This is a genomic window from Rhodococcus sp. AC861, assembly GCF_979256035.1.
The window spans coordinates 1-251 of sequence record NZ_CEEDMW010000072.1 but is presented as its reverse complement, the minus strand read 5'-3'; the positions used below and the strand labels follow the sequence as shown (position 1 = coordinate 251).

1 protein-coding gene is annotated in these 251 nt (G+C 67.7%); it reads left to right on the top strand.

The features are described 5' to 3' along the window. The coding region (locus tag AC0IX4_RS23195; RefSeq protein ID WP_471831432.1) for an aldehyde dehydrogenase family protein at positions 1-194 on the top strand (194 nt) is incomplete at its 5' end. Positions 195-251: the final 57 nt, after the last annotated feature.

The following is a 251-nucleotide window of genomic DNA, read 5'->3' as shown; positions in this document are numbered from 1 at the left end:
TCTACACCCGCGATCTCGATCGGGCACTCCGGGGCTCGGACAAGATCGCCTCCGGCATGGTCGGCGTCCATCGCGGCGGCGTGTCCGACGTCGCCGCACCGTTCGGTGGTGTCAAGCAGTCCGGCCTGGGCAGCGAAGGCGGCACCGAGGGCCTCGACGAGTACCTCGACACCAAGTACGTCGCGTTCCTGTAATTCCGCCCGACACCCAGGGAGCTCTCCAATGCGGTGGAGCGTCGGTTGTCTCGCCCC